Source organism: Gordonia amicalis NBRC 100051 = JCM 11271 (assembly GCF_000332995.1).
Classification (GTDB): domain Bacteria; phylum Actinomycetota; class Actinomycetes; order Mycobacteriales; family Mycobacteriaceae; genus Gordonia; species Gordonia amicalis.
In genome coordinates, this window is the sequence record NZ_BANS01000001.1 from 185,912 (window position 1) to 209,719 (window position 23,808).

The 23,808-nt window shown below is 67.0% G+C and carries 23 protein-coding genes; 10 read left to right on the forward strand and 13 right to left on the reverse strand.

The window, feature by feature from the left end; genetic code table 11:
• The first annotated feature begins 43 nt into the window (after nucleotides 1-43).
• The gene (locus GOAMI_RS00880) at nucleotides 44-1,318 is read left to right on the forward strand and encodes an MFS transporter (RefSeq protein WP_006434495.1); all 1,275 of its coding nucleotides are present in this window, start codon (nucleotides 44-46) and stop codon (nucleotides 1,316-1,318) included.
• 18 nt (nucleotides 1,319-1,336) lie between these two features.
• Here GOAMI_RS00880 and bfr read toward each other — a convergent pair whose 3' ends face one another.
• On the reverse strand, nucleotides 1,337-1,822 hold the full coding sequence (bfr, locus tag GOAMI_RS00885) for a bacterioferritin (RefSeq protein WP_006434496.1): 486 nt from the start codon (nucleotides 1,820-1,822) through the stop codon (nucleotides 1,337-1,339).
• A gap of 104 nt (nucleotides 1,823-1,926) precedes the next feature.
• A complete protein-coding gene (locus GOAMI_RS00890) occupies nucleotides 1,927-2,109 on the reverse strand; it encodes a (2Fe-2S)-binding protein (protein ID WP_006434497.1) in 183 nt (60 codons plus the stop codon).
• Nucleotides 2,110-2,278: 169 nt separating this feature from the next.
• On the opposite strand from GOAMI_RS00890, the gene GOAMI_RS00895 reads away from it, so the two are divergent.
• From GOAMI_RS00895 to GOAMI_RS00905, 3 genes are read left to right on the forward strand one after another with little or no spacing between them, the layout of a single operon-like run.
• Nucleotides 2,279-3,115 (forward strand): exodeoxyribonuclease III, encoded by an 837-nt coding sequence (locus GOAMI_RS00895; protein WP_006434498.1) that lies wholly within the window; start codon nucleotides 2,279-2,281, stop codon nucleotides 3,113-3,115.
• A gap of 48 nt (nucleotides 3,116-3,163) precedes the next feature.
• Nucleotides 3,164-4,198: a tryptophan--tRNA ligase gene (gene trpS / locus GOAMI_RS00900; RefSeq protein WP_006434499.1), complete on the forward strand. Its 1,035-nt coding sequence runs from the start codon at nucleotides 3,164-3,166 to the stop codon at nucleotides 4,196-4,198.
• Between the two features lie 48 nt (nucleotides 4,199-4,246).
• Nucleotides 4,247-5,305, forward strand: coding sequence for a YhjD/YihY/BrkB family envelope integrity protein (locus GOAMI_RS00905; RefSeq protein WP_006434500.1), 1,059 nt, complete (start codon nucleotides 4,247-4,249; stop codon nucleotides 5,303-5,305).
• A 39-nt stretch (nucleotides 5,306-5,344) separates the two neighbouring features.
• On the opposite strand, the gene GOAMI_RS00910 is transcribed toward GOAMI_RS00905, so the two are convergent.
• The 3 genes from GOAMI_RS00910 to GOAMI_RS00920 form a co-directional block, all read right to left on the reverse strand.
• Complete coding sequence (locus GOAMI_RS00910; RefSeq protein ID WP_040004484.1) at nucleotides 5,345-6,646, reverse strand: D-alanyl-D-alanine carboxypeptidase family protein; 1,302 nt, start codon at nucleotides 6,644-6,646, stop codon at nucleotides 5,345-5,347.
• 76 nt (nucleotides 6,647-6,722) lie between these two features.
• A complete protein-coding gene (locus GOAMI_RS00915; protein ID WP_006434502.1) occupies nucleotides 6,723-8,114 on the reverse strand; it encodes an aspartate aminotransferase family protein in 1,392 nt (463 codons plus the stop codon).
• The gene (locus GOAMI_RS00920; RefSeq protein ID WP_006434503.1) at nucleotides 8,111-8,575 is read right to left on the reverse strand and encodes an Lrp/AsnC family transcriptional regulator; all 465 of its coding nucleotides are present in this window, start codon (nucleotides 8,573-8,575) and stop codon (nucleotides 8,111-8,113) included. Before GOAMI_RS00920 ends, GOAMI_RS00915 begins: the two co-directional genes overlap by 4 nt.
• A 110-nt stretch (nucleotides 8,576-8,685) precedes the next feature.
• On the opposite strand from GOAMI_RS00920, the gene GOAMI_RS00925 reads away from it, so the two are divergent.
• Both GOAMI_RS00925 and GOAMI_RS00930 read left to right on the forward strand, forming a co-directional pair.
• Nucleotides 8,686-10,185 carry a gamma-aminobutyraldehyde dehydrogenase gene (locus tag GOAMI_RS00925; protein WP_006434504.1) on the forward strand — a complete coding sequence of 500 codons (1,500 nt, stop codon included), beginning with the start codon at nucleotides 8,686-8,688 and terminating at the stop codon, nucleotides 10,183-10,185.
• A complete protein-coding gene (locus tag GOAMI_RS00930) occupies nucleotides 10,182-11,624 on the forward strand; it encodes an NAD(P)/FAD-dependent oxidoreductase (RefSeq protein WP_006434505.1) in 1,443 nt (480 codons plus the stop codon). Before GOAMI_RS00925 ends, GOAMI_RS00930 begins: the two co-directional genes overlap by 4 nt.
• 22 nt (nucleotides 11,625-11,646) lie before the next feature.
• Here the strand turns inward: GOAMI_RS00930 and GOAMI_RS00935 are convergent, their stop codons facing one another.
• The 4 genes from GOAMI_RS00935 to GOAMI_RS00950 all read right to left on the reverse strand — a co-directional run bounded on the left by GOAMI_RS00935 (nucleotide 11,647) and on the right by GOAMI_RS00950 (nucleotide 15,835).
• Nucleotides 11,647-12,576, reverse strand: a complete 930-nt coding sequence (locus GOAMI_RS00935; protein WP_006434506.1) for a universal stress protein — start codon at nucleotides 12,574-12,576, stop codon at nucleotides 11,647-11,649.
• A complete protein-coding gene (locus GOAMI_RS00940; RefSeq protein ID WP_006434507.1) occupies nucleotides 12,566-14,107 on the reverse strand; it encodes an APC family permease in 1,542 nt (513 codons plus the stop codon). Before GOAMI_RS00940 ends, GOAMI_RS00935 begins: the two co-directional genes overlap by 11 nt.
• Before the next feature lie 84 nt (nucleotides 14,108-14,191).
• On the reverse strand, nucleotides 14,192-14,602 hold the full coding sequence (locus GOAMI_RS00945; RefSeq protein ID WP_006434508.1) for a hypothetical protein: 411 nt from the start codon (nucleotides 14,600-14,602) through the stop codon (nucleotides 14,192-14,194).
• 84 nt (nucleotides 14,603-14,686) lie between these two features.
• On the reverse strand, nucleotides 14,687-15,835 hold the full coding sequence (locus GOAMI_RS00950) for a cytochrome P450 (protein ID WP_167325084.1): 1,149 nt from the start codon (nucleotides 15,833-15,835) through the stop codon (nucleotides 14,687-14,689).
• Nucleotides 15,836-16,008: 173 nt separating this feature from the next.
• Here GOAMI_RS00950 and GOAMI_RS00955 point away from each other — a divergent pair, with 173 nt between their 5' ends.
• On the forward strand, nucleotides 16,009-16,563 hold the full coding sequence (locus tag GOAMI_RS00955; protein ID WP_006434510.1) for a TetR/AcrR family transcriptional regulator: 555 nt from the start codon (nucleotides 16,009-16,011) through the stop codon (nucleotides 16,561-16,563).
• A 497-nt stretch (nucleotides 16,564-17,060) separates the two neighbouring features.
• On the opposite strand, the gene GOAMI_RS00960 is transcribed toward GOAMI_RS00955, so the two are convergent.
• The 4 genes from GOAMI_RS00960 to sdhC are packed head-to-tail and all read right to left on the reverse strand — an operon-like array spanning nucleotide 17,061 to nucleotide 20,490.
• Entirely contained in the window at nucleotides 17,061-17,849 is a 789-nt protein-coding gene (locus GOAMI_RS00960; protein WP_006434511.1) for a succinate dehydrogenase iron-sulfur subunit, read from the reverse strand.
• The gene (gene sdhA / locus GOAMI_RS00965; protein WP_006434512.1) at nucleotides 17,849-19,603 is read right to left on the reverse strand and encodes a succinate dehydrogenase flavoprotein subunit; all 1,755 of its coding nucleotides are present in this window, start codon (nucleotides 19,601-19,603) and stop codon (nucleotides 17,849-17,851) included. The genes GOAMI_RS00960 and sdhA overlap by 1 nt, the downstream gene beginning before the upstream one ends.
• Before the next feature lie 14 nt (nucleotides 19,604-19,617).
• Nucleotides 19,618-20,073 carry a succinate dehydrogenase hydrophobic membrane anchor subunit gene (locus GOAMI_RS00970; RefSeq protein ID WP_005195959.1) on the reverse strand — a complete coding sequence of 152 codons (456 nt, stop codon included), beginning with the start codon at nucleotides 20,071-20,073 and terminating at the stop codon, nucleotides 19,618-19,620.
• 12 nt (nucleotides 20,074-20,085) lie between these two features.
• A complete protein-coding gene (sdhC, locus tag GOAMI_RS00975) occupies nucleotides 20,086-20,490 on the reverse strand; it encodes a succinate dehydrogenase, cytochrome b556 subunit (RefSeq protein WP_006434513.1) in 405 nt (134 codons plus the stop codon).
• A gap of 177 nt (nucleotides 20,491-20,667) precedes the next feature.
• Here sdhC and GOAMI_RS00980 point away from each other — a divergent pair, with 177 nt between their 5' ends.
• Genes GOAMI_RS00980 through GOAMI_RS00990 form a run of 3 tightly spaced genes read left to right on the forward strand, consistent with a single transcriptional unit; the run spans nucleotide 20,668 to nucleotide 23,569 of the window.
• Entirely contained in the window at nucleotides 20,668-21,120 is a 453-nt protein-coding gene (locus tag GOAMI_RS00980) for a cytidine deaminase (protein WP_210737721.1), read from the forward strand.
• Nucleotides 21,117-22,463 (forward strand): thymidine phosphorylase, encoded by a 1,347-nt coding sequence (locus GOAMI_RS00985; protein WP_006434515.1) that lies wholly within the window; start codon nucleotides 21,117-21,119, stop codon nucleotides 22,461-22,463. The genes GOAMI_RS00980 and GOAMI_RS00985 overlap by 4 nt, the downstream gene beginning before the upstream one ends.
• The gene (locus GOAMI_RS00990; protein WP_006434516.1) at nucleotides 22,460-23,569 is read left to right on the forward strand and encodes an adenosine deaminase; all 1,110 of its coding nucleotides are present in this window, start codon (nucleotides 22,460-22,462) and stop codon (nucleotides 23,567-23,569) included. The genes GOAMI_RS00985 and GOAMI_RS00990 overlap by 4 nt, the downstream gene beginning before the upstream one ends.
• Nucleotides 23,570-23,808: the final 239 nt, after the last annotated feature.

The window sequence follows — 23,808 nt, forward strand, 5'->3', positions numbered from 1 at the left end:
GTCCGGGGGAATTGTGGTCTCCATGGGCCGGTTGGCATGAGGCGTGCCTGACGCTCCCACGACGACCACCGGTGCGCCGGACGACCTCGTTCCGAAGGTGCTCGACGACGCATCGTCGAAGGTGCAGGAGCGTCCCTCGTCGACGATCTCGAGTCGTGCCCGCCGGTTGACGATCCTGGCGTTCGCGCTGGGCGGTTTCGGCATCGGGACCACAGAGTTCGTCGCGATGGGTCTGCTCCCGAACATCGCCGGTTCCCTCGGTGTCTCCGAGCCGACCGCCGGCCACGTCATCTCCGCCTACGCGCTCGGCGTCGTCGTGGGTGCTCCGCTGATCGCGGCGCTCACGGCGCGCATGTCGCGGCGGGTGCTCCTGATCGCGTTGATGGTGGCGTTCACGATCGGCAACCTCGCGACCGTGCTCGCGCCGTCGTACGGACTTCTACTCGTGGCGCGGTTCGTCGCCGGTCTTCCGCATGGTGCGTACTTCGGCGTCGCGGCGCTGGTCGCCGCGCACCTCGCCGGTCCGCGGAATCGGGCCAAGGCGGTCGGGCAGGTGATGCTCGGTCTCTCGGTGGCGAACGTCGTGGGCGTGCCCGCGGCGGCCTGGCTGGGGGAGACGTTCGGGTGGCGCACCGCATTCGCGATCGTCGTCGTCATCGGCATCGCGACCGTCGTCGCACTGGTCCGTGTGCTGCCGACCCTGTCCGGCATGACGATCACCGACCCGCTGACCGAACTCGGGGCACTCAGACGAACGCAGGTGTGGTTCACCCTGGTGATCGGCGTCGTCGGGTTCGGCGGGATGTTTGCGTTCTACACCTATCTGAACTCGGCCCTGACGTCGGTCACGGGACTGCCGGTCTCCGTCGTGCCCTTCGCCCTGATGCTGTACGGACTGGGCATGGTGACCGGGAACTTCGTCGGCGGCTACGCGGCCGATCGGAGTGTGTCCGTCGCCATCCTCGCCGGCCTGTTCACCAGCGCGGTGACTCTCGCCGCCTTCGCGGTGCTCGCCGAGAATGCCTGGGCGGCACTGATTCTCACCTACTTCGTGGCGCTGACCGGATCGACGATGCTGCCGGCTCTCCAGACGCGGCTGATGGACGTCGCTGCCGACGCGCAGACACTGGCCGCCGCCCTCAATCATTCGGCGCTCAACGTTGCCAACGCCGCGGGCGCGTTCCTCGGCGGCGTGGTGGTCTCGGCCGGGTGGGGGTTCCTGTCGCCGTCGGCGATCGGCGCGGTGCTCGCCGTCGGCGGAATCGCCGTCGCGGTTGTCGCGATCGCCACCGCTCGGCGACGGCCGGTCGGCGCCTGAGCGGTCGGCTGCTGTTCGTCAGCCGTTGGACGGGGGAGTCGCGATGGTCTTCGACAGGTAGAGCGGTTCGCCGAGCTTGTTGATCAGCTCGAGTTGCGTCTCGAGGTAGTCGATGTGCTCTTCCTCGTCGGCGAGAATCTTTTCGAGGATGTTCGCGCTCGTGATGTCGCCCTTCTCGCGGCACATGGCGATGCCCGGGCGGAGTCGCTCGACGACCTCGACCTCGACGGCCATGTCCGACTCGAACTGTTCCCGGATGGACTGCCCGATTCGGAGCGGCAGCAGTCGCTGATAGTTGGGCAGTGCGTCGAGGAAGAGGATGCGGTCGGTGAGGATCTCGGCGTGCGTCATCTCCTCCATCGACTCCGCGCGGGTCTTCGCTGCGACCTCGGTCAGACCCCAGCTCGCCTGCATCTTCGAGTGGAGGAAGTACTGGTTGATCGCGGTCAGCTCGCTCGTGAGCTGCTCGTTGAGTAGTGCAATGATCTCGTCGTCGCCACGCATCTGACAGCCTCCCGTTAGCCGATTGTCTGGTGACGAAGTTAACACGGCAAAACGCCCCGCGCGTGTACTCGCGCGAGGTTGTGACTGGAGTTGTCAGTGTCGGATCATGCAGCGCTCGTCGAGGTGGCCGCCCTTTCGCTCAGGATGCTGTCGAGTTTCTCCAGGCAGGTTCCGCAGCCCTCGCCCGCGCCACACCGATCACTGATGTCGTCGACGGTGTAGGCACCGGCATCACAGTGCTCATGTATTTCGTCGACGGTGACGGCGCGGCATATGCAAACGAACATCTTCGGACCTAACGTAGTGCCTGGATTAGGTAATGCTTACATATTCTCCTCGGTGAGCACAAGGGTTGCCTTACCTCCATTTCGTCTCAATCGGAGACCCGTAGACCCGTCTCGGGAGGTATGCGGCGGGCGCGGGATCTGTCGGACCGAATCCGTACTATGTGGCCTCGTGCCACTCTCCATCTCCACGGTCAACGTCAACGGAATCCGCGCGGCGGTCAAACATCGTTCCGAGAACAACCGCGGCTTCCTGCCCTGGTTGGAGGACTCGTCGCTCGACATCGTGCTGTTGCAGGAGGTACGCGCGAGCGAGGACCTCGCCCGGGACGCCCTGGCTCCCGCTCTTCAGGCGGGCTGGCATCTCACGATGAGCGAGTCGGCGGTCAAGGGGCATGCCGGTGTCGGCGTGCTCACCCGCCGGGCGCCGGACGCCGTCCGGATCGGTTTCGGGAGCGCCGAGTTCGACGAACTCGGTCGCTATCTCGAGGTCGACCTCGACACCGATCTCGGACCGGTGACCGCGGCCAGTCTGTACCTGCCCAAGGGTGCGGCGCTCACCGACGCCGAGAAGGACATCGCCAAATTCGAGGAGAAGGCGCGGTTTCTCGACGAGTTCGGCGACCATCTCGGTCGGCTCGTCCGTCGTCGCCGGCACGTCGTCGTCGGTGGCGACTGGAACATCGCCCATGCCGAGGCGGACATCAAGAACTGGAAGGGCAATCTCAAGAGCCCGGGCTTCCTGCCGCACGAACGCGCGTGGGTGGGCGGGCTCCTCGAGACCGGCTGGCGTGACGTCTCCCGTGAGCTCCATCCCGGTGAGAGCGGCCCGTACTCGTGGTGGTCGTGGCGTGGCAAGGCCTTCGACAACGACTCCGGCTGGCGGATCGACTATCAGCTGACCAACCGCTCGCTCGCCGAGCGGGCGGTCAAGACCACCGTCGACCGGGCGGCCGCGTACGACCTGCGGTGGTCGGATCATGCGCCGGTCACCGTCGTCTACGAGTGAGGCGGGCACCCGCGTCAAAGGGCTTTGCGGGTCTGCGAAAATGGACCAATGAGTTCTGACGCCTCCGCATCCGGTGCCGCCCGACCGCGCGTGCTGTCGGGAATCCAGCCGACCAGCGATTCCTTCCACCTAGGTAACTACCTGGGTGCGGTCCGCCAGTGGGTGGCCCTGCAGGACGACTTCGAGGCGTACTACTTCATCCCGGACATGCATGCGATCACGGCGTCGTTCGATCCGAAGACCCTCGCCGATCGCACGCGTCTGTCGGTCGCTCAGTTGCTGGCCGTCGGCGTGGATCCCGAGCGCTCCACGATCTACGTCCAGTCGCACATCCCGGAGATCGCCGAGCTGACCTGGGTGCTGTCGTGCATCACCGGTTTCGGTGAGGCGAGCCGGATGACACAGTTCAAGGACAAATCGGCCAAGCAGGGCGTGGACGCGGCGGGTGTCGGGCTGTTCACCTATCCGATCCTCATGGCCGCGGACATCCTCGCCTTCCAGGTGGATCAGGTGCCGGTGGGCGAGGACCAGCGTCAGCACCTCGAGCTCACGCGCGATCTGGCGCAGCGTTTCAACTCGCGTTTCGGCAAGGTCCTCAAGGTCCCCCAGGCATACATCGTCAAGGAGTTCGCGAAGATCTACGACCTCCAGAACCCGACCGCCAAGATGAGCAAGTCGGCGGAGTCCGACAAGGGCCTCATCAATCTGCTCGACGAGCCGAAGAAGTCTGCGAAGAAGATCCGTTCGGCGGTGACCGACACGGAGACCGAGATCCGGTTCGACCCCGAGAACAAGCCGGGTGTGAGCAACCTGCTCACCATCCAGTCGGCGTTGAGTGGCACTCCGGTGGACGTCCTCGTCGACAAGTACCAGGGCAAGGGGTACGGCGACCTCAAGGTCGAGACCGCCGACGTGCTCACCGAGTTCGTCACGCCGCTGCGTGGCCGCGTCTCCGACTACATGGACGATCCCGCGCAGCTCGACGCGATTCTCGCTCGTGGCGCCGAACGCGCTCGGTCGGTGGCCTCGGCGACCCTCGAGTCGGTCTATGACAAGGTGGGATTCCTGTCGCCGAGGCGCTGACACAGTCCTGAGTTCGACCTCCTCGGCGATTCGACGAGGAGGCGTGCGGTGAGTTCGGTGGTCGATTCGGGGAAGTCACTCGTCACCCGTGCGAAGTCGATCTACGAGGACCGGCGTGAGCGCTGGACCTGGCTCGACCACGTCGTGCGGACGGTGGACCGCTACAACGACCGCCGCGGAAATCTCTACGCGGCGAGCATCAGCTTCAACGGCATCCTCGCGCTCGTCCCGATCATCATGGTGGCGTTCGCGGTCGCCGGCTTCGTGCTGGCCCAACAGCCGGAGGTGCTGCAGGAGATCCAGGACGCGGTCGTGGAGAAGATGCCGGGGCAACTCGGCGATCAGGTCTCCGACATCATCACCTCGGCCATCGACTCCCGTACCACGGTGGGTGTGGTCGGCCTGCTCGGTGCGGCGTTCACCGGCATCGGCTGGATCTCCGGGGTCCGTACCGGAATGACCGAGATGTGGGGTGGTCGAGTACAACGCAACGCGGTCATGTCGAAAGTGTGGGATCTGGTGACCTTCGCCGGACTCGGCGTCGCCTTCGCGGTGACGATGGCCGTGACCGCGCTGGGCAATTCGGGTCTCACCAAGACTGTGCTGGGGTGGGTGGGCCTCGACGACGCGTCGTGGGCGCCGATCCTCGTGCGGGTGGTGTCGACCGCGGTCTCGATCCTCGCGACCTGGGCGTTGTTCACGTTCATCATGGCGCGGCTTCCCCTGGTGCAGTTGCCATTCCGCAACACCCTGAAAGCCGGACTGATCACCGCGGTCGCGTTCGAGATCGTCAAGACGGTCGGCGGGCTCTACCTCCAGTCGGTGCTGAGCAGCCCGGCGGGTGTGGCATTCGGCCCGATCCTCGGTGTCATGGTGTTCGCGTACCTCGCGTCGCGCATCGTGCTGTACGCCGCCGCCTGGTGTGCGACCGACCAAGCGAACGAGGAGTTCCAGGTCGAGGAGGACCCCGACGCGGAACTGCATCGGCCAGTGGTCATCTCGCCGACGGTCGAGGTGAGTCCGACGCCGCGTCCGGCGGCACTGGCGGCCGCGGCGGGTGCCGGCGCGGCGATCGCGACGCTCGTGGGGGTCGTCCGCAGGCGTTGACGTACCCACCGCCCTTCTGAGCAGAAGCAGGTGGGTGGATCACCTGCGGCCGAAAAGCCTGAGTCCCAACAGCAGCAAGACCACGGCGGCGAGCGCCGCGACGAGACCGATGAGGACGCGCACCGACATCGGGGAGGCGGTGTCGGAACCCGAACTCGCGAGGTGGGAGTCCGGGGACGAGGCGGCGCGCGGCGCAGTGGATTCCGCCGCTTCAGCAGTGGGGTCGACGAGATGTCCGACGGTGATCTCGGGACCTGCACGGAAGCCGTATTCGAACATCTCCCGCGCTTGATCCCAGTACATGTCGCCCTCGACCGACAATCCGTACATCTGCACGACGAGGATGCGGTGGCCGTCGCGTTCGGCCACGCCGACGAAGGTCTTGCGCGCGTCGTCGGTGTAGCCGGTCTTCCCGCCGAGCATGCCCGGATAGCCGTCCACGAGAAGCCGATTGCTGCTGTACATGTCGTAGGCCGGATGGTCCTTGTCGCCGGGCACGTCTGGTCGGCGCGGATAGCCGGGGAATCGGAAGGTGGGCTTCGCGATGAGCTCCCGAAAGGTCTCCTGCGCCATGGCTGCTCGGAAGATCAGCGCGAGATCGTAAGGCGAGGAGGACATCCCGGCGGCATCGAGACCCGATGGGCTCGCCGCGCGCGTGTCGGCGGCGCCCAGCTCGCGGGCGCGTTCGTTCATCTTCTCCAGCGTGGTCTCCACGCCACCGAGTTCGCGGGCGAGGGCGTTCGCGCAGTCGTTGCCCGACACCATGAGCAGGCCGGTGAGCAGGTCGCGGACGGTGTAGTGACCGCCCGGTCCCATCCCGCACGAGTCGCCCTCGGTGCTCCAGTCCTCCGCGGTCGGGATGACCGTCGCGTCGAGGTCGAGTTCGTCGAGGGCGATGAGTGCGAGCAGCACCTTGATCGTCGACGCGGGCCGGTACCGCCCGTGGGGGTCCTTGGCCGCGATGACGCGGCCGGAGTCGAGGTCGGCGATCAGCCACCCGGCCGAGGTCAGCCGTGGCGGAACGGGACCGGCCGCCGGGTCGGCGACGACGCCGCAGTACGAGAGATCCTCACCCCCGATCGCGGGTGTCGGGACGGGCAGCGAGGAAGGGGTCGTCGAACCCGGTGCGACCGCCTCGGATTCGTCGACAGCAGGCGGCGTGCCGATCTTGTGCGGACAGTGATCGGTGACCGGAGTGCTGAAGGCGGGCGGGGCGCCGGTGGGGAGCGGGACGGCCCCGGCCGGTCCGACGCCGACCGGTCCGGCGGACATGCACAGAAGCATCCCGAGAACAGCGGCAACGAGTGCCGATGCGGTCCGGCGAGTCCACCCCGAGGTCACCGATCGCACGTTACCAGCGGAACCACGTGGTCTCCGGACGTGCGAACGCGTCGTGTCCGACGTTCGGCCATGCGGACTACAGCAGCGAATACGCCTCGCCCAGGACCGACCGCAGGATCTGCTCGATCTCGTCGAACTCGGCCTGTCCCGCGATCAGCGGCGGCGCGAGCTGCACGACGGGATCGCCGCGATCGTCGGCGCGGCAGTAGAGCCCGGCGTCGAACAGCGCGGTGGACAGGAACCCGCGCAGGATGCGTTCGGATTCGGCTGCCGTGAACGTCTCCTTGGTGGCCTTGTCCTTCACGAGCTCGATCCCGTAGAAGAAGCCCTCGCCGCGCACGTCGCCGACGATCGGCAGGTCGTACAGCTTCTCAAGGGTCGCCCGGAAGGCCGGGGCCTGGGTCTTGACGTGATCGTTGAGGCCCTCGCGCTCGAAGATGTCGAGGTTGGCCAGCGCGACCGCCGCCGACACCGGGTGCCCGCCGAAGGTGTAGCCGTGCGCGAAGGTCGTGGTGCCGTCGCGGAACGGATCGAAGAGCCGGTCGCTGGCGATCATCGCGCCGATCGGCGAGTAGCCCGACGTCATGCCCTTGGCGCAGGTGATGATGTCGGGGACGTAGCCGAAGTCCTCGCAGGCGAACATCGAACCGATGCGACCGAATGCGCAGATCACCTCGTCGGAGACGAGCAGGACGTCGTATTCGTCGCAGATCTCGCGCACCCGCTCGAAGTAGCCGGGCGGCGGCGGAAAGCAGCCGCCGGCATTCTGGACGGGTTCGAGGAAGACGGCCGCCACGGTGTCGGGGCCCTCGAATTCGATCGCCTCGGCGATGCGGTCGGCGGCCCTGCGGCCGAACTTCTTCGGGTCATCGGACAGGTGGTCGTCCGCCCGGTAGATGTTGGTGTTCGGCACCCGGAACGCACCGGGCGTCAACGGCTCGAAGGCCTCCTTGAGCGCCGGCACGCCGGTGATCGCGAGTGCGCCCTGCGGGGTGCCGTGGTAGGCGACCGCACGCGAGATCACCTTGTGCTTACCGGGTTTGCCGACCAGCTTGAAATACTGCTTGGCCAGTTTCCAGGCACTCTCGACGGCCTCACCGCCACCGGTGGTGAAGAAGACACGGTTGAGATCGCCCGGCGCGTAGGCGGCGAGCCGCTCGGCGAGCTCGATGGCCGGCGGTGTCGCGTACGACCACAGCGGGAAGAAGGCGAGCTCCTTGGCCTGCCGGGCGGCGGCCTCGGCGAGTTCGACGCGTCCGTGACCCACCTGCACGACGAAGAGTCCCGCCAGGCCGTCGAGGTAGCTGCGTCCCCGATCGTCGAAGATGCGGACGCCCTCCCCTCGGGTGATCACCGGAGGGGTGATGGCGTCGCCGTGCCGGGCGAAGTGTCCCCAGAGGTGAGCTGCACTGCGGGCGCCGAGTGACTGAGCGGAGTTCGGGGGCGTAGAGGGGGCGGTCACGGTCATCGGGTTCCCCAGTTGTATTGCTGTTTCACGAGTTTCAGGTAGACGAGGGTCTCGGTACCGACGACCTCCGGGTGCACCCGTACCTTCTTGTTGAGGATCTCGAGCAGGTGGTCGTCGTCCTCGGAGACGACCTCGATCAGGATGTCGAAGGACCCCGCGGTCAGGAGCACGTAGTCGATCTCGGGGTGTTCCGCGAGCCGTTCGGCGAGCGCCTGGGTGTCGCCGACGCAACGGATGCCGATCATCGCCTGGCGTGCGAATCCGAGTTTGAGAGGGTCGGTGACGGCGACGATCTGCATGAGACCGCTGTCGCTGAGCTTCTGCACACGGTTGCGCACGGCGGCTTCGGAGAGTCCGACGACCTTGCCGATGGAGGCGTAGCTGCTCCGACCATCGGCCTGCAGGAGCTCGATGATCTTCTTCGCGGTTGCGTCCAGCTGTGTGGATACAGGGTCAGCCACCCCATGATGGTGACGGATTTAGCAGTAAATCGCAACATTGACGACGGAAACCGTAGTGAAACCTGGCTTCAGCGCGTGAATCCGCAACGACATCGGTAGGCTCTGGGGGTATGTCCCCACCAACCAGCATTCCGTCCGGCTGGATCAACGGTAAGCCACATCACTCGACCGGTGCCGATCACATCGTGGTCAATCCTGCCACGGATCAGCCGGTTGCGACTGTGAAACTCGCAGGTCGCGGCGATGTCGATGCCGCGATCGCGAGTGCCCGCGCCGCGCAGCCGGCCTGGGGACGTGCCACCCCGGCCGAACGGGCGGGTGTCCTGCTCGCGTTGGCCAGAGCGCTGGCGGCGCAGTCCGAGGTGTTGATCGCCGAAGAGGTCGCGCACACCGGCAAGCCGATCCGGCTCGCGACCGAGTTCGACGTCCCCGGATCGATCGACAACATCGAGTTCTTCGCCGGTGTCGCACGCAATCTCGAGGGCAAGGCGAGTGCGGAGTACTCGGGCGACCACACCTCGTCGATCCGCCGTGAACCCGTCGGCGTCGTCGGCACCATCACGCCCTGGAACTACGCGCTGCAGATGGCGGTGTGGAAGGTCATCCCGGCACTCGCCGCCGGGTGCGCGGTGGTCCTGAAGCCGGCCGAGATCACGCCGCTGACGACGCTGACGATGGCCCGCATCGCCACCGAGGCCGGATTGCCCGACGGCGTTCTCAACATCGTCGTCGGCACCGGTCCGGATGCCGGCGCCCACCTGGCCGGACATCCCGGCGTCGACATGGTGACCTTCACCGGGTCGAGCGCGGTCGGCCGGCAGGTGATGACGCAGGCCGCCACCACCGGGGCACGGATCCAACTCGAACTCGGCGGCAAGGCGCCGTTCGTCGTCTTCGACGACGCCGACCTGCCGGCAGCGATCCACGGTGCGGTCGCGGCCTCGATCATCAACGGCGGACAGGACTGCACCGCGGCGACCCGGGCGATCGTCGCCCCCACGCTCCACGACGAATTCGTCGACGGCGTCGCGGACCTCATGTCGCGCGTCGTCATCGGCGATCCGACCGACCCCGCCACCGATCTGGGCTCCCTCATCTCACGACGGCACCGCGAGAAGGTGGCCGGGATGGTGGAGCGTGCCCGGGCAGCCGGGGCCCGGGTGGTCACCGGCGGCGCGGTGCCCGACGGTCGGGGCGCCTTCTACCCGCCCACGCTCGTCGCCGATGTCACGGAGAACTCGGAGATCTACCGCGAGGAGGTATTCGGACCGGTGCTCACGGTCAGCCCCTTCATCGACGACGACGACGCGATCCGTCGCGCCAACGACACCCCGTACGGCCTCGCCGCGTCGGCGTGGACGCGCGACGTCTATCGCGCACAGCGGGCGTCGCGCGAGATCCACGCCGGTTGCGTCTGGATCAACGATCACATCCCGATCATCAGCGAGATGCCGCACGGCGGGTACGGCGCCTCCGGCTTCGGCAAGGACATGTCGACCTACTCCCTCGACGAGTACCTGCTGATCAAGCACGTCATGAGTGACATCCACGGCGTCGCCGAAAAGCAATGGCACCGAACGGTCTTCGCCCTGAATGGTCGGTCGGTGTGACGACCGGAACGTGGGCCCGCGAGCCGACCTCCCGGGGCGTCGAGATGGTCGCGCAGGCCGCGGCCCGCCCCTACTGGCTCGATCGGGATCTCCGTCCGGAACCGAGGCCCCGACTCGTCGGTGAGGTCACCGCCGACCTGCTGGTGATCGGCGGTGGCCTCACCGGGCTGTGGACCGCGGTCCAAGCGGCCGAACGGGATCCGTCTCGGACCATCGTGCTCGTCGAACGCGACCGGATCGCCGAACACGCGTCCGGACGCAACGGCGGCTTCTGCGCCGCCAGCCTCACGCACGGGCTCGGCAACGGTCTGCAGCGTTTCCGCGACGAGATGCCGACGCTGCTGCACATGGGGCGCGAAACACTCGACGCCATCGAGGGCACGCTGGCCCGTCTCGGCATCAACGCCGACGTCGAGCGCACCGGAGAACTCGACCTCGCCACCACCGGATGGCAGTACGACGCACTGGCCGCGACCGCGGCCGCGGGCCGGGCGCTCGGCGAGGAGCTCGTGCTGCTCGACGCATCCGCGGCGCGGGAACGCGTCGACTCGCCCATGGTCCGGGGCGCACTCTACGACCCCGAGGTCATGCTGATCGATCCGGCAAAGCTCGCGTTCGGTCTCGCCGACGCCGCGGAACGGCTCGGGGTACGAATCCACGAGGAGACCGAGGTACTGGGACTGTCCAGGGGGCCGTCGGGCCATGGTTCGTCGGGCAGGGTCTGCGCGCGAACGGGATACGGACAGGCGCGCGCCGGCCGGGTCGTGGTCGCGACGTCGGCGAGCAGGTCGCTGGTCCGTAGGCTGCGTCTCTACACCGTCCCCGTGTGGGACTACGCGCTGATGACCGAACCGCTGTCCGACGACCAGCTGGCGTCTCTTGGCTGGTCCGGGCGTGAGGGACTCGCCGACAGCGGTCCACGCTTCCACTACTTCCGGCTCACCGCGGACAACCGGCTGCTGTTCGGCGGCTGGGATGCGCCGTATCACTTCGGTTCCGACGACGATCCGCGTCGCGCGCATCGCCCCGGTGAGTGGGCGCTGCTCGGTGAGCATCTGCTGCAGATGTTCCCGCAACTCGAGGGGATCACCGCGACGCACACGTGGGGCGGGGTGATCGACACCTGCTCGAGGTTCTGCGCCTTCTGGGACACCTCCCACGACGGGCAGGTGGTGACGGCGGTGGGCTTCACCGGTCTCGGCGTCGGTGCCTCGCATTTCGCGGCCGCGACCGCACTCGACCTCGTCGATGGTCTGCAGACCGAACGGACCGCCCTGGAGATGGTGCGCCGCAAGCCGTTACCGTTCCCACCGGAGCCGGTTCGGTGGGCCGGCATCACCGTCACCCGGCAGCAGATCGCGCGCAGCGAACGCCGGAACGGCCGTCGGGGTGCGTGGCTCACTCTGCTGGACAAGGTCGGCTTGGGTTTCGACAGCTGACCCGCTTCCTGCTCGGCAGTTCTCAGCTGTTCTTGGGGACCACGATGACCGGTGCCGTCGTCCATCGGAGGATGCGTGAGGCGGTGCTGCCGAGGAAGACCCGGTTGGACGATCCCAGGTGTCCGGAACCGACGGCGACGATGTCGTTGGCGTCCCACGGCAGGTTGGCGAGTGCCTCGTCGAGAGTGGCGCCGTCGGCGACGAGGACGTCGACGGCGAGTTCGGCGTTCACCTCGGCGCGGGTTTTGTCGAGAAGTTCACGCGCGACGGCGATCTGTGCGGTCCGCGCGTCACGCGACGAGTCGTCGTCGAAGGGGGACTCGAGGGAGACCAGGGACAGCAGCCGGAGGTCGAGTTTTGCGCGTTCGGCGAGCTTCTCGGCGAACGGGAGCGGATTGTCGGCGCCGGGCTTCACCGGCACGGCGACGGTCACCGTGTCGAGGACCGCGTCGACCCGGTCGGCATATCCACGTGGTGCCAGGGCGACCGGAACCGGCGACGAGTGGACGAGTTCGTTGCTGACGGTGCCGAGGGTGTGGCGACGGAGCAGACCGTCGCCGGTGCCGCCGACGACGATCATCCTGGCCTGCGTCGCGACCGCGTGCGATGCGAGGCCGCCGGCGAAGGAGTCGTCGACCGTGACGACGGTGCGATGGGGGAACCCCGCGGGGATGAGTGCAGCCCCCTCGCGGAGCCATTCGGCTGCCTGCGCCTCGATGCGCTGCTGATACTGGGCGAGACCGGGCCGGCCGTCATAGGGGACCGGCCGTACCACGCACACCAGGTCGATCGTCGCCCCGGTGACACGTGCGAGCGCCACGGCCAGGACGACACCGTCGGCGCCGGAGGGCGTCGCGAGGTATCCGACCGTGAGGCGCGGAGTGGTCGGGGGTTCGGTCTCCTCGTCGGGGGGCTCCGACTCGGGCCGGGGCGCGGTCGTGTCAGTGGACATCGGGAACCTTCACCTCGGTGGTCGCGGTCAGTGTCCTGCCCCGGAAGAAGTCACTGTTGTGGGCGAAGCAGGCCAGCATCAGGGGAATGCCGAGGACCAGCATGCCCACGCCGAGTACGAAGACACCTCCGATACCGCCGACCGAGGTGGCGCCGTAGTCCGGCGAGATCATGTCGATCGCCGAACGGATGAAGGCCGCGGCCATCGCGAGTCCGCCGAGGAGTGGGAGAAGGCCGCGCAGGAAGAAATTCCGGGCGGAGCCGAACAGGGTCGACCGGAAGTACCAGACGCAGGCAAAGGCGGTGATGCCGTAGTAGAACGCCACCGCCAGTCCGAGGGAGGAGATGGAGTCGGCGAGCGTGTCCTGGCTGAGCAGTGAGAGGACCAGGTAGAAGGTGAGCGCCGCGGCGCCCATCGCGGCGGTACCGAAGGCCGGCGTCATGTAGCGCGGATGGATGGAGGCGAACCTGTCGGGGAGCGCCTTGTAGACGGCCATCGAGAGGCTGCTCCGTGCGGTGGGCAGGATTGTGGACTGGGTCGAGGACAACGCGGAGACGCAGACGGTCAACAGCAGTGCCGAGGACATGACCGCACCCGCCACCGGATCGCCGAGGATGGTCAGCACGTCCTCGGCGTTCGCCTCGTTCCCCAGTCCGATCCCGGTGTCGCCGAAGCCGGCGAACGACTGGACGGCATAGGCGACGAGCACGTAGGTCGCGACCAGGATCAGACAGGTGAGCACGGCGGCGCGTCCCGGGGTCTTGTCGGGGTCCTTGGTCTCCTCACTGATGGCCAGGCACGCATCCCATCCCCAGTAGATGAAGATGCACAGGATCACCGCCGCCGCGATCTGCGACTGATCGAGACCGTTCGGCCACAACCACGACAACTCGGGGTCGATCGCTTGCGCTCCGGCACGGCCCGTGCCCACTTTGACCAGGGCGATCACGCTCGCGACGATGAGCACCGCGAATTGGATGAACATCAGGATCGCCTGCATGCGTTCGCTGATCACGATGCCGCGGATGCTGACCCAAGTCATGCCGATGATGAAGACACTCCCGAGCAGGATCTTCGCGATCAGGCTGTCGGCCAGACCGTCCAGGCCGAGGAACCGGAACAGGTACAGCGCGGCGATCTCGGAGACGTTGGCGAGCACGATGATCGCCGACACCGCGAGACCCCAGCCGCCGATCCAGCCGATCCATGGACCGAAAGCCTTTGTGCCCCAAGTGAAGGTGGTGCCGCAGTCGGGGGTGTCGCGGGACAGTTCGCGATAGGCGAAGGCCACTAGCAGCATCGGGATGAACGCGAGGACGAACATCGCCGGTGCCTTGTCGCGAACGTTGTCGACCACGTAACCGAGGGTGGCGGCGAGGCTGTAAGCCGGTGCGACAGCGGACAAGCCGATGATGACGTTTCCCATCAGCCCGATCGATCCGGCGCGAAGTCCCTTGCTTCCCGGGTTCTCGATGATGCCGGGCGTGCCCGCGTCGGCTCCGACCGATCCGGCCTCGATGCGCTCCGACATGCCCGTTCTCCGCTCACGTATCCATGACGAGAGCCAGAGTACGATTCTCCGTTCCGGTTCCTCCCGGTAAGTTCGAAACCCGGCTCAATTGCGTGGTCGGCACCTGCTCGTCGGGTGCGGTCCGCGTACCATGTCGTCGGCCACGAGAACGGAGTCGACGCGGATCTCGCATCTGGAAAAGGTTCCGCTGGATTGGAATAGCGCATCGAGTGGTTCGCGCGGCGAAGGTCTCGTGTACACCAGGGTCGCCGACCACAGCTTCGTCGGGCCGTCCTGATGTGCGAGCGGGACGTCGGTTTGCGTTCGCAGCCGGCCGTCGGCGTCGAACCACACGGCGGCACCGTTGAGTTGCCGGTCGGAGGTGAAGGTGATCGTGATCCGGTGGGTGTCCGGCTCGTCCGGAGGCGACGCCGTTGCGGGTGAGAAGACCGCCAGGCACAGCACTGTGCTGACCAGGACGGTGAGTAGAAGGCGGAAGTACAGGACTCGGACCACGTCGGCGCTCCGTTCGGCGGGCTGGATAAGTTCTTGTTGGACGCAGCCGAACGCCGGGCGGTTCCACGGTTCACCGAACGAGTGTCAGCTCCATCGCCGCAGTCTGCCGAAAATCCGTTGTGCGCTGAGCAATCGGGAGATCGCCAGGCGGCCCTGCAGGCGGGCCAGGGCGGCACCGACGCACAGATGGAGTCCTTTGCCGAATGCCAGGTGCGAGCCGTGTCCCGACCGGGCGGTGGCACGGTCGAGGTCGATGGTCGGCGGGGCGTCGAAATGCTCGGGATCACGGTTGGCCGCGCGCCACATGAGATAGACGTGGGAGCCGGCCGCAAGGTGGGTGTCGCCGAGGGTGGTGTCGGACACGACATGCCGGAAGTGGCCGCGGAAAGGGGAATCCAGGCGCAGTGTCTCCTCGATGAAGGCCGGGATGAGCCCGGGCTCGCGGCGGAGTCGCGCGGCGACGTCGGCATGCTGCGTGAGCATCCGGACGGCGCTGGTCAGGAGGCTGACGGTGGAGTCGGAGCCCGCCGCGACCAGTTGCAGGAGGATCATCACCGCAGACGGGCGATCCAGGTCCTCACGGGAGACGGCCGACGCGATGTCGGCAAGCACGCCTCGTCCCGGCGTGCCCGCCCGGTCGTCGTCGCGCGCCCGATCGAGCGCGTCGCCGAGGTAGGCGGTGAGTTCGGCGACGGCGGTGGTCGCGGTGGTGAGCTGACCGGGGGTGATGACGCCGTCGATCAGCACATTGGTTGCGCCCGCCCAGTGGGCGAGATCGCCGACGTCGTCGTGTGAGAGACCGAGCAGTTCGGTGACCACCGTTATCGGGACACGTTGTGCGACAGCGGTTGTCCAGTCGATCGTGTTCTCGTTCAGTCCCTCGGTCCACGCGGTGTCCACCACCTCGGCGACATAGGGCTCCAACGCACGGATACGTGCCGGCGTCAGTGACGGCATGACCAGCGACCGGTGGAGCCGGTGCCGTGGACCGTCCGCGGTCGCCAGGACGTGCATCGCGTCGCCGAGGCCGGCCACCGGGAACTCCGAGACCGACCCGTCCTCGTGGCAGACCATGGTGGCGGTCAGGTTCGACGAGAACTCCTGAGGTCGGCGCACCACGTCGGCGATGAGTTCCCAGGAGCCGACGGCGAAGAACGGGGAGTCGCCGATCCGCTGGACCGGGAATCCGCTGTGGAAGCGCGACAGGAAGGCGGGATCGTCGAGTGCGAGCATTCTCTCAGCGTCGCCGACCGGCATGCAGGGGGCAACGATCCCACGCCAAGTCGATACCCGGCTACTCCGGTGAGCGGCTCCGCTGTCTCACCTGATCGCTCTGACCTGTCGGAAAGGGCGTGCATGATTCGGTCATCTGTCTCATGATGAGAATCGGTGACGGAGGTGCGGGGATGACGGACCGGCTCGTCGGTGGCGATCGAGGCGACGCGGCGCGAAGGAAGCTCGTCTCCCAGGCGGCGGCGCTCATCGCCACGCGGGGACTCGACGCGTTCAGCGTCGACGAACTGGCGCTCCGAGCGCACTGCTCGCGAGCGACGATCTACCGGCACGCCGGTGGCCGGACCGCGTTGATCGAGGCGGTTCTCGCGACCACCGCTGCGCCCGTGCTCGAGGCGATCCACGCAGAGGCGGCCGGCGCAGTGGGGGAGGAGCGGGCGCGGGTCGCGATCACCGAGGCCGTCCGGGCGCTCCGGGCAGACCGGGTGATCCGCCAGTTCCTCCGCCCGGCGAACCTCATTGCGTCGACCCCGACCGTGCTCGCGTCGCCGACGGTGCTGGCCGTGGCAGCGGAACTCGTCGGCATCGACCCCGATGATGCCGTCGCGGCACGGTTCGCCATCCGGTCGGTGCTGACGATGCTGCTGTGGCCGGCCGCGCCGGAGGAGGAGGCGGAGCTGGTGGACTCGATCGTCGCGGGAGTCTCTCACCGACGGGCGTCGGACTGACGTCGTGTGCGATGACACTCAGAACGGGCGACATCGGCCGGTGTCGCCTGGCCGGGTCGATGTCGCACGCGAGTTCATCTCGGCCCGGCCAGGGCACCTCGATGGCAACTCCCGACGTCCGATCCCGTAGGTGCAGCATTAGGTGTCGTCTGGCGACACCTAATGCTGCATGCGTGCGGCCGCCGTTACGAGCGAAGGTGAGAGGTACTCGCTCGGAACAGTTCTCGCGCTATGGTCACCAGGCCCTTCGAGGCTCGTCGCTATCGCTCCTCGCACCTCAGGTAGCGGTGGTGGCTCGTCGACTTCGATGCGCTCCTTCGTCGCTTACTCAGTCCGGCCGCTATCGCTCCTCGCACCTCAGTGGCGGCGAGAGGTGCGACGCGGGTTTCCGGTGGCCGCGAGGCGGGCCTGCGCGCAGGCCCGGCGCCCGGATGAGCAACGGCCCGCACCGAATCGGTGCGGGCCGTTGCCGGGCTGCAGAGAAAGCGTTGGAACCTCTAGCGCGAGAACATCAGTGCGCGCTTGACCTCCGAGATCGCCTGCGTGACCTGGATGCCACGGGGGCATGCGTCGGTGCAGTTGAAGGTGGTGCGGCAGCGCCACACACCGTCGACGTCGTTGAGGATGTCGAGACGCTCGACGGCGCCCTCGTCCCGGCTGTCGAAGATGAAGCGGTGCGCGTTGACGATCGCGGCGGGGCCGAAGTAGGAACCCTCGATCCAGAACACCGGGCAGCTCGTGGTGCAGCACGCACAGAGGATGCACTTGGTGGTGTCGTCGAAGCGGGCGCGGTCGCTCTGGCTCTGGATGCGCTCACGGGTCGGCTCGTTGCCCGAGGTGATCAGGAACGGCTTGATCGCGCGGTACGCGTCGAAGAACGGCTCCATGTTGACCACGAGATCCTTCTCCACCGGAAGACCCTTGATGGGTTCCACGGTGATGGTGATCTCCTTGGACTTGTCCTTGGGGAGCATGTCCTTCATCAGGAGCTTGCAGGCCAGACGGTTGACGCCGTTGATGCGCATCGCGTCGGAACCACACACGCCGTGTGCGCAGCTGCGGCGGAACGTCAGGGTGCCGTCGAGGTAGCCCTTCACGTACAGCAGCAGGTTGAGCAGACGGTCGGTCGGCAGTGCCGGGACGCGGAAGCTCTCGAAGCCCTGGGCGTCCGGATTCTCCGGGTTGAACCGGAAGATCTTGAGCGTGACCATGGTGGCCTCGTCGGGCACCGGGGGCAGTGGCGGCTCGTCGGAGGAGGGTGCGGGCTTGTCCAGAACAGATGTCATCAGTACTTACGCTCCATCGGCTCGTAACGGGTCTGCACCACGGGCTTGTAGTCCAGCTCGATGTCCGAGAGAAGGTCGGTGCCCTTCTTGTAGGCCATGGTGTGACGCATGTAGTTCACGTCGTCGCGATCGGGGTAGTCCTCGCGTGCATGGCCGCCACGCGATTCCTTGCGGTTGAGTGCGCCGACCACGGTGACCTCGGCCATCTCGAGCAGGAAGCCTAGCTCGATGGCCTCGAGGAGATCGCTGTTGAAACGCTTGCCCTTGTCGTGGACCTTGATCTGGGCGTACCGCTCCTTGAGCGCGTGGATGTCGGTCAGCGCCTGCTTGAGGGTCTCCTCGGTCCGGAACACCGAGGCGTTGGCGTCCATCGACGCCTGCAGCTCGGTCCGGATGTCGGCGACGCGCTCGTGGCCGTGCTCGGACAGAAGCAGTTCCAGCCAGCCGTCGACCATCTCGGTCGGCTTCTCCGGGAGGTCGGCGAAGTCGGCGTTGTTGGCGTACTCGGCGGCGGCGATACCTGCGCGGCGACCGAAGACGTTGATGTCGAGCAGCGAGTTGGTGCCGAGGCGGTTGGCACCGTGCACCGACACACAGGCACATTCACCGGCGGCGTACAGACCGTGTACGACCTCGTCGTTGTTGCGCAGCACCTGACCGTCGACGTTGGTCGGGATGCCACCCATGACGTAGTGGCAGGTCGGGAACACCGGCACGTACTCGGTGACCGGGTCGACGCCGAGGTAGGTGCGCGCGAACTCGGTGATGTCGGGGAGCTTCTCGTTGAGGACGTCCTCGCCGAGGTGGGTCACGTCGATGTAGACGTAGTCCTTGTTGGGTCCGGCACCGCGGCCCTCGAGCACTTCGAGAACCATCGAGCGGGCGACGATGTCGCGGGGCGCGAGGTCCTTGATGGTGGGGGCGTAGCGCTCCATGAAGCGCTCGCCGTCGGCGTTGCGCAGGATGCCGCCCTCACCGCGCACGGCCTCCGAGATGAGGATGCCGAGGCCGGCCAGGCCCGTCGGATGGAACTGGTGGAACTCCATGTCCTCGAGGGGCAGGCCCTTGCGGAAGATGATGCCCATGCCGTCACCGGTGAGGGTGTGGGCGTTGGACGTCGTCTTGTACATGCGGCCCGAGCCGCCGGTCGCGAAGACGATCGACTTGGCGTGGAACACGTGGATCTCACCGGTGGCGAGTTCGTAGGCGACGACGCCGGTGGCGACCTGCTCGCCGTCTTCGTTCTCGGTGAGGCAGATGTCGAGGGCGTAGAACTCGTTGAAGAACTCGACGTCGTGTTTGACGCAGTTCTGGTACAGCGTCTGCAGGATCATGTGACCGGTGCGGTCGGCGGCGTAGCAGGCACGACGCACGGGCGACTTGCCGTGGTCGCGGGTGTGCCCGCCGAATCGACGCTGGTCGATCTTGCCCTCGGGGGTCCGGTTGAACGGCAGACCCATCTTCTCCAGATCGAGCACCGCGTCGATGGCCTCCTTGGCCATGATCTCGACGGCGTCCTGATCGGCGAGGTAGTCACCACCCTTGACGGTGTCGAAGGTGTGCCACTCCCAGTTGTCCTCCTCGACGTTGGCCAGCGCGGCGCACATGCCGCCCTGAGCCGCGCCGGTGTGGCTGCGGGTGGGGTAGAGCTTGGTCAGAACCGCGGTGCGGGCGCGCGGTGCGGATTCGATCGCCGCGCGCATCCCGGCGCCGCCGGCGCCCACGATGACGACGTCGTAGCGGTGTTCCTGCATGTTGTTGGTCTCCTTTAGCCGACGCTGTTGACGTCGAAGGTGAGGATCGCGTAGGTGCCCAGCACGAGGGTCAGGATCATCGACACGGCCAGCAGCACGTTGAGCCAGAAGCGGGTCGAGTCCTTGCGCGAGTAGTCGGCAATGACGGTGCGGACACCGTTGCCGCCGTGCAGCTGGGCCAACCACAGCATGGTCAGGTCCCAGATCTGCCAGCCGGGGGAGCTCCACCGCGCGGCGACGAACGAGGCGTCGATGCGGTGCACACCGCCGTCCCAGGCGAGCATGATGAACATGTGGCCGATCGTCAGGAAGACGAGGATCAGGCCGGAGAAGCGCATGAACATCCATGCGTTCTTCTCGAAGTTGCCGCCCTTGGGTTTGCGGGGCGAACGAGGGTTGTCCAGGCTGGCCGGACGGTCGTGTTCCTTGCCGAGGGTCTTCGCGACACCGGTGGCTTCCGAGGTGGTCATCTCTGGTGTCTCCTACAGGTGGCTGAACATGATCTGCAGCAGGCGGATGGCGCCGGCGGCGAACACGACGACGAACAGGGTCATCGCGACCCACAGCATCTGACGCTGGTACTTGGGGCCCTTGGCCCAGAAGTCCACCAGGATCAGGCGCACGCCGTTGAAGGCGTGGAACAGGACGCACGCGACCAGGGCGATCTCCATGAGACCGATGATCGGGGTCTTGTAGGTTTCGATGATCTCGTCGTACTGGTTGGGATCGACGCGGATGACCGCGGTGTCCAACACGTGTACGAACAGGAAGAAGAAGATGGTGACGCCTGTGATGCGGTGCAGGACCCAGGACCACATGCCCGGGTCGCCGCGGTACAGGGAACGTCGACGCACCGGGTCAGGTGCGACTTCGGTCGAGGTGCTCATCGGAAAAGTGGCCTCCAACATCGTCGATGGACGCGTCGAATCGGCATGCTCCGACTCGACCATGGACCCATGACAAGAGACTCTAAACCCATGCCCATTGCGGTGATAAATTGCCCGAACCGATCTGAGGCACAAGACATTACGACTTAGGTTTGCCTTACCCGAGCTTTGGCGGCGATGAATTGCGCATGTCCGGTTGGTTACACGATTTGCCAGGAGGTGGGCGTGCTTACCGAAATACCGTGGAATGTCCTGCGACACAGGGCAACTGAAATGTTGTCCCGTGCCTACGCGCCGTACTCGCACTACCCGGTGGGGGCGGCGGGCGTCACCTCCGAGGGGCGTGTCGTGGCCGGCTGCAATGTGGAAAATGTCTCATACGGCCTGGGTATATGTGCCGAGGTCGCGCTGGTCGCGCAGCTGATCTCACAGGGTGATCGGTCCCTGCGTGCGGTGACGGTCACCGATGCCTCCGGGAAGATCCTGATGCCGTGCGGGCGGTGCCGGCAGGTCCTCCTCGAGCACGGAGGCCGCGAACTCCTCGTCGATCACCCCGCCGGCCCGCGTCCCCTCTCCGACCTCCTGCCGGACGCGTTCGGTCCCGACGACATCGCGGAGGTCGTCTCGTGACCTCCTCGCTCGGGGCTGCGAGCGACGAGGTCATCCACGCCGTCTCGGTGATCGCGACCAAGCGTGGGGGCTTCGAGCTCAGCGACGCGCAGATCGCCTGGGTGGTCGACGGCTTCACGCGCGGCGAGGTCGCGCCGGAACAGATGTCGTCGCTGTTGATGGCCATCTACCTCCGCGGCATGACCCGGCGGGAGATCGCGACCTGGACCCGGGCGATGATCGACAGCGGACGCCGGATGGATCTGACCGGCCTTCGCCGCGACGGACGTCCCCTGACCACCGTCGACAAACACTCCACGGGTGGCGTCGGGGACAAGATCACGCTGCCCCTGACGCCTCTGGTCGCGTCCTTCGGAGTCGCGGTTCCGCAGCTGTCCGGCCGCGGCCTGGGGCATACCGGCGGCACCCTGGACAAGCTGGAATCCATTCCCGGCTGGCGGGCCGAGGTGAGTACCGAGGAGATGTTCGCCCAGCTCGAGCAGGTGGGTGCGGTCATCTGTGCCGCGGGCGCGGATCTCGCACCCGCCGACCGTAAGCTCTACGCGCTCCGTGATGTCACCGGGACGGTCGAGTCCATCCCGCTGCTGGCGACCTCGATCATGAGCAAGAAGATCGCCGAGGGCACCGGAGCCCTGGTCCTCGACGTGAAAACCGGCTCGGGCGCCTTCCTGCCCGACGAATCCGATGCGCGTGAACTGGCGTCGACGATGGTCGAACTCGGACACGACGCGGGGGTCGACACCCGGGCGCTGATCACCGACATGAGCGTTCCGCTGGGCCTGGCGGTCGGCAATGCGGTCGAGGTCGCCGAGTCGGTCGAGGTGCTCGGCGGCGGTGGGCCCGCCGACGTCGTCGAACTGACCCTGGCACTGGCCCGGGAGATGCTCGACGCCGCGGGTCTGCCCGACGCCGACCCGGCGTCGCATCTCGCCAACGGCCGGGCGATGGACTCCTGGCGGTCGATGATCGCCGCGCAGGGCGGCGACCCGGATGCTCCGCTGCCGGTCGCCCGGCACCAGGAGGTGGTCACCGCCGATCGAGACGGCATCGTGACGGATATGGACGCGCGCGCGGTCGGGGACGCCGCGTGGCGGCTGGGCGGCGGACGGTCGAAACCGGGGGAATCGGTCTCGGCCGAGGCGGGTGTCATCATCCACGCCAAACCCGGCGACCCCATCCGCGCCGGTCAACCGCTGTTCACGTTGCACACCCAGGATGAGGAACGGATCGCCGGCGCGCGCTCGAGCCTCGACGGTGCGTTTCGGATCGAGGACGGGGGCACCGACAGACGCGGCGCCGGCGACCGGCCACTGATCCTCGATTCCGTTAGGTTCACAAGATGACGACGCTGGATCCGGCGCACTTCACCCTTGCGCCCAAGGTGCTCCTTCACGACCACCTCGACGGCGGGCTGCGGCCGGCGACCGTCCTGGAACTCGCACACCAGGTCGGTTACGACGGGCTGCCGGTCGACGACGCGGCCGGGCTCGCGCGCTGGTTCCGGGAGGCCGCCGACAGCGGCTCCCTCGAGCGCTATCTGGAGACCTTCACCCACACCGTCGCCGTCATGCAGACCGTCGACGCCCTCGAACGGGTCGCGCGCGAGTGTGTGGAGGACCTCGCCGACGACAACGTCGTGTACGCCGAGGTCCGCTACGCACCCGAACAGCATCTCGAGGCCGGGCTCACCCTCGACGAGGTCGTCGAAGCGGTTCTCCGTGGCTTCGCCGACGGCGAGCGGATCGTCGCCGACCGCGGGAAGCGCATCAGCGTGCGATGTCTGGTCACCGCAATGCGTCACGCGGCACGGTCGCGCGAGATCGCCGAACTCGCGGTGCGCTACCGCGAGCGCGGCGTCGTCGGCTTCGACATCGCCGGCGCCGAGGCGGGCCACCCGCCGACCCGTCATCTCGACGCCTTCGAGTACATGCGGGCCAACAGTGCGCCGTTCACCATCCACGCGGGCGAGGCGTTCGGCCTGCCGTCGATCCACGAGGCCATCGGCTTCTGCGGCACCGACCGTCTCGGGCACGGCGTGCGGGTCTTCGACGACATCGAACTCCCCGAAGGCGTCGACCTCGCCGCCCATTCCTTCACCGGCGCGAAGCTCGGCCTGATCGCGAACGTCGTGCGCGACAAGCGGATTCCGCTCGAGCTGTGCCCGAGCTCGAATGTGCAGACCGGCGCGGTCGCATCACTCGCCGAGCATCCGTTCAACGTGCTGGCCCGACTCCGGTTCCGCGTCACGGTGAACACCGACAACCGGCTCATGGGTGACACCACGATGAGCAAGGAGTTCGGACTGCTGGCCGATCAGTTCGGTTACGGCTGGGCCGATTTCGAACGATTCACGGTCAACGCGATGAAGTCGGCGTTCATCCACTTCGACGAACGTCTGGCGTTCATCGACGACGTGATCAAGCCGGGCTACGCGGTGCTGCTGGGGTGACCTCGATACGGCCCTCGGGTAACCCCTCGGGCCTACTCGGCCGGCGGGGATGACGGCCCTCGGGTAACCCCTCGGGCCTACTCGGCCGGCGGGGATGACGGCCGGCGGCGTAGGTCCTTTCGATACGCCCCTCCGCAAGCTCCGGGGCTACTCAAGGAGCGGGTGTAGCGCCTCCGCAAGCTCCGGGGCTACTCAAGGAGCGGATGTAGCGCCTCCGCAAGCTCCGGGGCTACTCAAGG